The organism is Spirochaetota bacterium, from assembly GCA_034190085.1.
Taxonomy (GTDB): domain Bacteria; phylum Spirochaetota; class UBA4802; order UBA4802; family JAFGDQ01; genus JAXHTS01.
The window spans coordinates 72,064-81,429 of record JAXHTS010000081.1; the positions used below are offsets into that span (position 1 = coordinate 72,064).

Sequence of the window (9,366 nt, forward strand, 5' to 3'; positions counted from 1 at the left end):
GACGGCGGCGTAACATCCATCCATTTGATTGCAACTCCGCTAGGTTATACAATAATCAGGTGATAGAAAAATATTACTGTCAAACCATTTGAAAATCAAAATATTGAAGGTAAGAGAATGATTAATAAGAATAATATCATAAATGACGTAGTACTTTTAGATTTAAATCGTATGCTTTTTGGTGATAAATTCATTAAAGCTCTACATATAAAGCGTACGTTTAGAGATTTTAGCAGTTATTTGTATTTGTTGAAACATTTTCAGCTAAAGAGTTTATATAATTTTATTTTCACTAAGCTTTATGTGCCGACTGGTGAGGGCTTTCATCTAGGCCTTCATCGAAAATTAATTAAATATCCTGACAAGATCCCAATTCCTCGCAACATAGAAATGGAAACTACAACGGTATGTAATAAAAAATGTATAATATGCGAATATATCTATTGGTCAAAGGATGCTCAGGTGAAAAGGCATCTAAAGCTCGATGAATTTAAACATATTATTAATCAGTTCCCTGTCATTCGTTGGGCAAATCTAACCGGTGAGGGATCTTCATTTTTAAACAAAGATTATCCACTAATGGTAAAATATCTATGGGAAAAACATAAATCTTCTATATGGCTTGTTGATCATCTCGATGATATATCAATTGAAAAACTGCAAAAGGAGGTATTCCCATATATCCATGGAATATATATATCAATGGACGCTGCGACTAAGGAGACTTATGAATCAATTAAGATAGGCTGCAATTATGATAATGTAATAAATAATCTCAAAAGTATAATTCAATATAAAAAAAGGAACAACACCCCTTTCCCTCACCTTTCATTTCGTTATATAATTATTAATAAAAATGTTCATGAACTTCCCCTATTTTTAGATTTAATTAATTCTATCGCTTCGCAAACCGAGTGGGGTGGCTCTTCAACAATGGTGGAATTTACAGGATTACTCAACTTTAAAGAGATAAATAAGTATTATATCGAAAAGATACCTCAATCAATTGTTGATGAGTTAATGAAAAGGAGAGATGGTATTGAGTTTCAGTTTAGCCATGCTGAGGAGCCTAGCAATCCTCCTATTGAACAATGCATAGCCTGGCTTGAACCATATATTATGATGCCGGGGTACGTGCTTCCCTGCTGTGCAGTAATGATGTCAAACAATAGACCGCATTTACGAAAGTATTCTTTCGGCAATGTTTTAAATGACAATTTTATAAATATCTGGGAAAATGAATACTATTTGAAATTCAGAAGTATGGTAAATGATCCGGATAAACCAGTTCCAACACTCTGCGTTGGTTGCAGAGCATTTAGGACAAAGCATAGAATAGCGAAAAACGGCATATGGGATGTTCATAAGGATAAATAACTATAGGACTTCATCCGATATTTGCATTCCATCGTAGTATTTGGGATAGAACATGGATTTCAAATATACCACTCTGCATGGGAGAATTGCGAAAGTAGCTGCTTTAGTTTATACCTGTGCAATAACAAGCAAGACCTGGATCGAGAAAATATAATTTTGAGTTTTTATACTTCGTTAGACCAGGTTTTAAACCAAAGCTCAATAATATATATTATTCCAGACGCCTTGTGTACAGAAAGCCATGCGTGTGCTGTTTTTTGAGAAGTTACCTTATGTGATATGCTCAGATTGCCAACTAAAACTGATGATTGATAAAAGTAATAAAATACTTATAGTGAGTTTAGCTGAAGTAAATGTAACCATCCAACGGCTTGAGGTTGGTGACAATTTTTTGAAATTACTAATCTAATAAAGCGACAACAGAAATAAAATAGTTATGAAAGTTTTAATTATATATCCAAAATTCTACGTTTATGGTGGAGGTGAGGTGCTTTTAGTACGTCTTTGCAACTATCTTACTCGTAATGGAATAAAAAATTCTATTCTAACCACACACATGATACCTGAAATAGAGTCAGATTTAACCGAAACTGAAGTAATTATTGAAAAACATAAGCTGAGGAATGAAACTAAGGTTATCCAAAACGAGATAAAAGCTTTGAAAAAGGGGCTTAGAAAGCATGAAGGGAAGTATGATATAATTAATCCCCATAATTTCCCGACTGAAGTTGCGGCAATGAAAAGCTCTAAACCAGTTGTATGGATGTGTAATGAACCAGAATTATATCTGACAATTAGCCATGATGATTTTAAAAAGTATTCTTTGAAAATTAAATATTATTACAATAAATTATTTTTATATGAAAAAGTCTTCCTGAAAAAAAATATTAAGCATGCGGTTGTTTCAGATGAATACAACGCACAAAGATTTATGAATATATATAGATTTCTTCCTTGTGTAATTCATTATGGCATTGATTACGATTATTTCTCAAAAGGTGAAGATGTAAATTGGGATAAAGATTTTTTAAACAAATTTGTAGTATTGCATGTTGGGATGTTCACTCCTTTTAAAAATCAGCTTGAAAGCTTGCGAGCAATTGCTCAGTTAAAGGATACGATTCCAAATATTCTTCTTATACTTGCAGGAGGTGGATTTGATCAAAAATATAAAGAGCAATGTGAGGACTACGTAAAAGCGAATAAGCTTGATTCACATGTACTTTTTAAGGGTCATATAAACAGGGAGGAACTTCGAGAGCTTTATTATCACTCTGACCTTATGATACATCCAATAAAATCACAAGGCGGCTGGCTGAGTCCATTTGAAATGCTATCTGCAGGCAAGCCTATTATTGTATCAACCGAAATGACATCATCATATATAATTGAACGTGAAAATATTGGGATAGTGACAGAAGATTATATTGAGGCTATATTAAAGATATATAAAGATAAAAAAAGATACAATTTAATGGCAGAACAAGGCAAACGATTTGTCAGAGAGAACCTTACGTGGGATAATTTCTGCAGCAAAATGGTTGAGATATATTCTAAGTCTATTAATGAGGCGAAGACCTCTTCTAAGATTTTTTAAAGCAGATGCAACCCAATCCCCGAGAGGGATATAAATCCAATTATGTTTGCAGCATAAACTGCATTTAACTAATCATGAATAATACGAAAGATGTAATATCCACTATAAATGGGACAAAAGACGTTCCAAAAGCGAATGATGGCATAGAAATAATTCAGCAATGGCAATATATTGGCAACGTTCATCCACATTTGCTTGAAGATAAAGCTTTTGAATATGCAAAAAGATCAGGCATTACAAGTGTGCAATCCTATGTTTCCTGGGCGGAAATAGAAAAAGTTAGTGGGATATTTAATTTTTCCGCCTATGATGTGCTAATTGATAAGTTAAAAAAATATGGGTTAAAATGGGTTCCCTTTCTTATCCTGGGCCCGAATTATTCGATCCCAGAATGGTTTCACGAATCTGATTTATCTATATATGCAACATGTCTTGAGCATGGAGAGAAATCAAAAATACAGTCAATATGGAATCCATTTTTATCTGACTGTGTTGAACGATTCATAGGTGTTTTTGCAGAGCATTACAGGGATAAGGATATCATTGAAAGCATTCTTCTTGGTATAAGCGGTAACTGGGGGGAAGCAATCTTTCCTGTAACCGGTGGTTTCAGGGGCGGTTTTCATACTCATCAAGGATGGTGGTGTGGGGATAATTATGCCTATGAAAGCTATCAGAATTATCTAAAGAATAAGTATGGGAATATCAAAGCATTAAATCATGAATATCATACCAGTTATAGCACTTTCTCCGATATATCATTTCCGGTTATTGTATATAACATCAAAGATGCTCCCAATTACCCTATGAAAGTTCTCAGGTTTATTAAGTATAGATATCATAAATATAAAAGACTAATATTCAACCAATTGCATAAAAGATTGCCATGGATGACCAATCCTCTGATATTATCCCGCCCATCAAGATGGAAGGAATATCTTGAGTTCGTCTCATGGTACCAAAATGAAATGACTAAATGGGCTGAATTCTGGATTAAAACAGCGAGGACACATTTCCCAGGCTCCAAGATATATCTGGTCACTGGAGGTGATGGAGCGCCTTGGACTGGAGCAGTCTTTTCTGAGCAAACAAAAATGGCTAAAAAATATAATACTGGAATTCGTATAACAAACCAAACTGATGATTACAGCGAATCATTTATTTTGACACGACTTGTATCATCAGCCAGCCGGTTTTATAAAACTTACTTTATTACCGAAGAGGCTTGGATAAATAGTCCAAATGGAGTTATTGCAAGAATATTTGATGCTGCTAGTTCCGGTGCAAGGGGTTTTTATTGTAAAAACATTATAGGAACAGGCGTTGATCTCTGCAGTCAAAGGGAATTTCCTGTTGGCTTGCCTACCAAAGGAGCGGTCAACCTTATAAATAACATCAGTCATATGTCCGCTTCTCAACCAATTATCGATGCCGCAGTGCTGTTCCCCAATACTTCAATTGCACTTGGAACATCCATTTCTGATATCTATAGCTCATGTTCACAACTTCGTAATTATATTGATATCGATCTCGTAGACGAAACCATGATAAGTGATGGGGCATTATATAAAAATAAATATTTGGTGATATTTCAATGCCCTTGGTTGAGAGACCAACACTTGCGTGAAATTATTCAATGGATTTCTGATGGTGGAATTCTAATATATCCCAAGTATACTTCAATGACAAATATTGATGATAATAAAAAGTCTTTTAAACCAATCTTGGGTAAAGGAAATTTATCTAAGGTCAAACAGGGATGTATCATCAGGTTTAATGGATATAACCGACAGAATTACATCAATTTTATCATTGAGGTAATCGCAAATAAAAACTCGGACTATCCCTTCATCGGGAGTTTATTTGTAGATATTGAATCAGACAACGTTTACACCACTTATTTTAATGATAAAATAATTCTCTATAACTCAAATGATCTTTCAATAAAAAAAAATCTAACCTTATTCCCTTCCTATATAAAATCAAATTCTTATATTGATATTGAACCAGACACTATTGTATCAATAGAAGTGGAAAAATAAGACTGAAATTGTTATTGTGTTCAAAATACAATTAAATGAGCTTCAAAAGTTTGTAAAAAATTTCTTCTTCAAAATATTCTCCTCAGCATTTAATGCAATAATCAATATTCTCATCATATCTCATTACTCTCAAGTCCTTTCAGTTGATGGATTTGGAAAGTTTAATTTCCTTTTAATCTATACTACTTATTTCCTGCTTCTCTGTTCACTTGGGATGGATATTGTTGCAATAAGATCGATAACCACGGATAAGAAAAGCCTGAATGAAATATTTGGTGCTCTTGTCCCGTTAAAAATACTCCTCAGTTTGTCCGCAGTTATAATAATGCTCTCGCCGATGATCTTTGTTCCTAAATTTAATAACTTTGGATGGATATTAGTAGTATTTTCCGCAACTATATTGGTTTCTCCCTTCTCGGCACAGTCTGTTTTTGAGGCTACAAAGCGATTAGAGTTTCCTTCAATAGTAACAATAATTACTCAGGCAATAAATTATTTTTTAGCACTCACGTTTGTGAAAACTTCTGATGATCTTATAAATGTTGGCCTCATTATCCTCTCAATTAATGCTATAACAGCTTTATTGCATAATCTCTTTTTTTTGAAATTTTATGGTAAATGGAAAGCTCATATTAATACAACTTTGTGGAAGAAATTCATTACAAGCGGAATTGTTGTCGGATTTATTCAGATAACAATAATGATGATACATTATTTTGATGTCTTTATGCTTGAATTTATGAAAGATGATATTGCCGTAGGTTTGTATAGTGCTGCCTATAGAGCGATGTTTATGATTATTCAGTTTTTTGCGATATTTTTTAATCTGATGAATCCTATCCTATTTGAAAATTACAAAAACAGCCTTGAAAATTATACAAAGTATTTTGATGCATATATTAAATTTATAATTTTCTCTGGATATGGGGTAACTGTTATCTTTATTATATTAGCTGTACCATTTTTAGATATTTTTTATAATCTGGAAAATTATCATGAAAGTATTTTATGTTTTAGAATACTCATGATTTCCTTATTCTTTATAACAATCAACGCCCCACTTCATAGCGGATTACTTTCAGCACATAAAGAAAAAACACTTCTTGGGATAATAATAATCCAATTGTGTGCAAATATTATTGGGAACTTTATACTTATTCCTCCCATGGGGATTATAGGTTCTTCTATTGCAACTGTCTTAACAGAGATAGTGGGGATAGTCTTTTATGTATATTATTTTCGAAAAATTTATCCTGTAAAAATTTTAAAACATTTTATTATTGCTGCTATAACTGTTATTCCTATGGGGATATTTTTGCATTATTCATCAATTTTTTATGTTTTAAGGGCTCTTATTGGAATAATAATTATGATATTTTTTGTTCTTATTATTCGTGGTTATACAATAAAAGAGGTAATGAACATTAAAAGAATGCTTTTTACATTTGAAAGATGAAGTTTAGTCGTTACTTTAGAAGAGTTTTTATACTTTCCCATAAACACACTGTTCATTAATTTAGATTTCGACATTTTGCTACTCGACCAGCCGGAATGATACACTCCCTAAGGATAGGGATTTCATCCCTATATCCCATTCCCTATTTATTGAAATAATTATAAGGAGGGAAAATAAATATATTACGTTATAGAACCTCCTTTAATTTAGCTATTAGCTTTCTAGTTCTTTGGGATTCCCCTTTTACATTAAGATGGTATATAGAATCTGCAAAGTATTCTCTTGGAAAGAGAGAATCATTTGTAGTACCAATAACAGGAATTGTTAAGTATTTTATTAGATTATCATATAAATTATTAATTATTTTTTTGTTTAGATTGTACTCTTCATAAGGGAAAGGTGGTAAAAACAATAAAACTTTAACATTATTTTCCAATAAACTATCACAGATATTATTTATGAATAATATATTATTCATAATAGATGCATCAGAAAAAGTATAAATCACTCCACTACTTAGCAATGGTTGTATAATTTGATAAGGATTTATTCTATCCCCATATTCGTTATAATTTTTTTTATAATTTCTTCTCCCATTTTCAAATATTTGGGTGTAATTTAATTCTATTGTATTTCTCAAATAGGTTTTTATCTTAAGCCCCAATAATTCAAAAATATCCCGAGGTAAAGTGTAATATTGATTATTAATGAAATATCTTGAAATATTTTTCTTTGGTGAAATTAAAAAATAATACTTCCTTAATTTTTTATCCTCTTCTGTCTCCTCCTCTTTACGAAGAAGAACGCCATATTCAGAAATAATAATAAGCACATCATGGGGTCTTAAATAAGGTTTTATATTATTAAGTAAATGCTTTATACCAAGAGCACCGAACAATCCCATGTTCGCCACAGAGTAATTCAGATATTTTAATTCCCTTTCAATAAGGGGGCTATCTAATGAAAGCAAATTGCTGCCGCCTATAAATACAATTCTTGGAGTATCTTTCGATTGTAACATATTTATTTTATTGATAAGTATAGCTAAATCGGAAATATAGTTACCTGGTAAAATCCAGATTCCAATACAAGTAATTGTTATCAATAGGGATATAAATAATAATTTTATGAGCAGCTTTTTCATTATTTTATAACTAAAATTGAAAATAGATAAACGGATTTTGCGTGTTTATTCCAAAAAATATAATGCTCAACAGCAATAGATAATAGATGCTCCATCTTAAAAAAGCCGACTTTTGTGAAAGCAAATATCTTACACTTCCCTTTCTCTGAATGAGATGAACAGACTCCATAATAATAATTGCCAGAATAGCAATGAACATCTCTGGTAGGAATAATTTACTAGGTTTAATACCTAAAGCATTTGTATCTGTAACGATAACTAGTTTTTTTATCATTTGATAATCAAAACTCATTATTGCATAAAATAATTTATCTATCCCTGAAAATAAATGGGTTATTATATAATATGCATCTGATATGCTATTAGATCGAAATAATATAAATCCAAAATTAACAAGACTAAATGTTGCTCCAACCTGCCATATCTTTTTTATCATCGGGACTCTATCTATGCTAATAAACCTGGTTGCCCTCGCCCTTATATTTCTTGTCATTATTGAAAATAAAGAATAGAGTCCATGAAGCGCTCCCCATATAATAAATGTCCAATTCGCTCCATGCCATAAACCAGTTATTAAAAAGACAACATATACATTAAAATACCAACGCCATCTAACTACCCTATTCCCGCCCAATGGGATGTAAACATAATCCCTAAACCACGAAGTCAAAGAAATATGCCACCTCCTCCAGTATTCCTGAATCGACTTCGCAAAATATGGGCGTTGAAAATTTTCCATTAACCTAAAACCCATCACCTGGGCAGCGCCAATTGCAATGTCCGAATAACCGGAAAAATCGCAATATACCTGATAAGTAAAAAATATCGTGGCTATTATAAAATGAATACCTGTATAATTTCCCGGATTATTATATACTTCATTAACCACTACCGCTATCCTGTCCGCAATAACCATCTTCTTAAAGAATCCCCAGGCCATTAATTTCAAGCCATCTGTGACTCTTTTATAATCGAATGAATGTTTCTCATAAAACTGCTGCAGTAAGTTCCTCGACCTCTCAATTGGTCCAGCTACCAATTGAGGGAAAAACATCACATACACCGAAAATATGCCTAGATGTCTCTCCGCCTTCTGATTCCCACGATAGACGTCAATAACATAGCCTAAAGTCTGAAAGGTATAAAAGGAAATTCCTACCGGCAAAATCAGATTCAATATATTAGGGCTGTAATTCAGGTTAAGAAATTTTGCGATATCGATGATACTCTGATTAAAAAAATTATAATATTTAAAAACAAAAAGTATCAAAAGAGGGAAAAAAAACCCAATCCCCAACAATAACTTTGTATTACTTTTCCCCTGCTCTCTGCAAGTTTCTATTAAAATACCAATAATATAATCAACTATTATGGCAGCCATTATGAGAAAAATATAATAGGGTGTAAAAGCCATATAAAAATAGCAACTCGCTACCAACAACAAAAACCACCGCCATCTATGAGGTATACAGTAATATATAATAACCACGATCGGGAAAAAAATAATAAATTGTATTGAATTAAATAACATTTGCTTGCCTAATTAATTTTTACATATAGCCAACAATCACCACCAGAGATGAGGGATTTTAAGATTCGGTACGCTAATATATTACCAATCAATTGTTTACTTAGAGCCTATTCCAGTAGGCCAGTTGCTCTCCATGTAATGATTCCGCATGCGATGTGCAACATTGCAAGAAAAGTATCAGCTCTTTTTTCCCATCGAACAAGAATCCTCCGGAATCGA

At 32.4% G+C, this 9,366-nt stretch carries 7 protein-coding genes; 4 read left to right on the forward strand and 3 right to left on the reverse strand.

The features are described from left to right. Positions 1-117 precede the first annotated feature (117 nt). The 4 genes from SVZ03_16910 (at position 118) to SVZ03_16925 (ending at position 6,472) form a co-directional block, all read left to right on the forward strand. Positions 118-1,377 (forward strand): SPASM domain-containing protein, encoded by a 1,260-nt coding sequence (locus SVZ03_16910; protein ID MDY6935885.1) that lies wholly within the window; start codon positions 118-120, stop codon positions 1,375-1,377. A 436-nt stretch (positions 1,378-1,813) separates the two neighbouring features. Next, positions 1,814-2,974: a glycosyltransferase family 4 protein gene (locus SVZ03_16915; GenBank protein MDY6935886.1), complete on the forward strand. Its 1,161-nt coding sequence runs from the start codon at positions 1,814-1,816 to the stop codon at positions 2,972-2,974. 74 nt (positions 2,975-3,048) lie between these two features. Further along, positions 3,049-5,016 carry a beta-galactosidase gene (locus SVZ03_16920; protein ID MDY6935887.1) on the forward strand — a complete coding sequence of 656 codons (1,968 nt, stop codon included), beginning with the start codon at positions 3,049-3,051 and terminating at the stop codon, positions 5,014-5,016. A 16-nt stretch (positions 5,017-5,032) separates the two neighbouring features. Further along, on the forward strand, positions 5,033-6,472 hold the full coding sequence (locus SVZ03_16925; protein MDY6935888.1) for a polysaccharide biosynthesis C-terminal domain-containing protein: 1,440 nt from the start codon (positions 5,033-5,035) through the stop codon (positions 6,470-6,472). Between the two features lie 187 nt (positions 6,473-6,659). Here SVZ03_16925 and SVZ03_16930 read toward each other — a convergent pair whose 3' ends face one another. The 3 genes from SVZ03_16930 to SVZ03_16940 all read right to left on the reverse strand — a co-directional run. Next, complete coding sequence (locus SVZ03_16930) at positions 6,660-7,616, reverse strand: hypothetical protein (protein MDY6935889.1); 957 nt, start codon at positions 7,614-7,616, stop codon at positions 6,660-6,662. Positions 7,617-7,626: 10 nt separating this feature from the next. Then, a complete protein-coding gene (locus SVZ03_16935; GenBank protein MDY6935890.1) occupies positions 7,627-9,060 on the reverse strand; it encodes an MBOAT family O-acyltransferase in 1,434 nt (477 codons plus the stop codon). A 194-nt stretch (positions 9,061-9,254) separates the two neighbouring features. Further along, positions 9,255-9,366, reverse strand: a 112-nt coding sequence (locus tag SVZ03_16940; protein MDY6935891.1) for an IS5/IS1182 family transposase, incomplete at its 5' end; no start/stop codon positions are given.

What these genes read in the sequence shown, in the direction of transcription:
- SVZ03_16910 (MDY6935885.1), top strand. Translation starts at nt 118, where the DNA reads ATGATTAATAAGAATAATATCATAAATGACGTAGTACTTTTAGATTTA.
- SVZ03_16915 (MDY6935886.1), top strand. Translation starts at nt 1,814, where the DNA reads ATGAAAGTTTTAATTATATATCCAAAATTCTACGTTTATGGTGGAGGT.
- SVZ03_16920 (MDY6935887.1), top strand. Translation starts at nt 3,049, where the DNA reads ATGAATAATACGAAAGATGTAATATCCACTATAAATGGGACAAAAGAC.
- SVZ03_16930 (MDY6935889.1), bottom strand. Translation starts at nt 7,616, where the DNA reads ATGAAAAAGCTGCTCATAAAATTATTATTTATATCCCTATTGATAACA.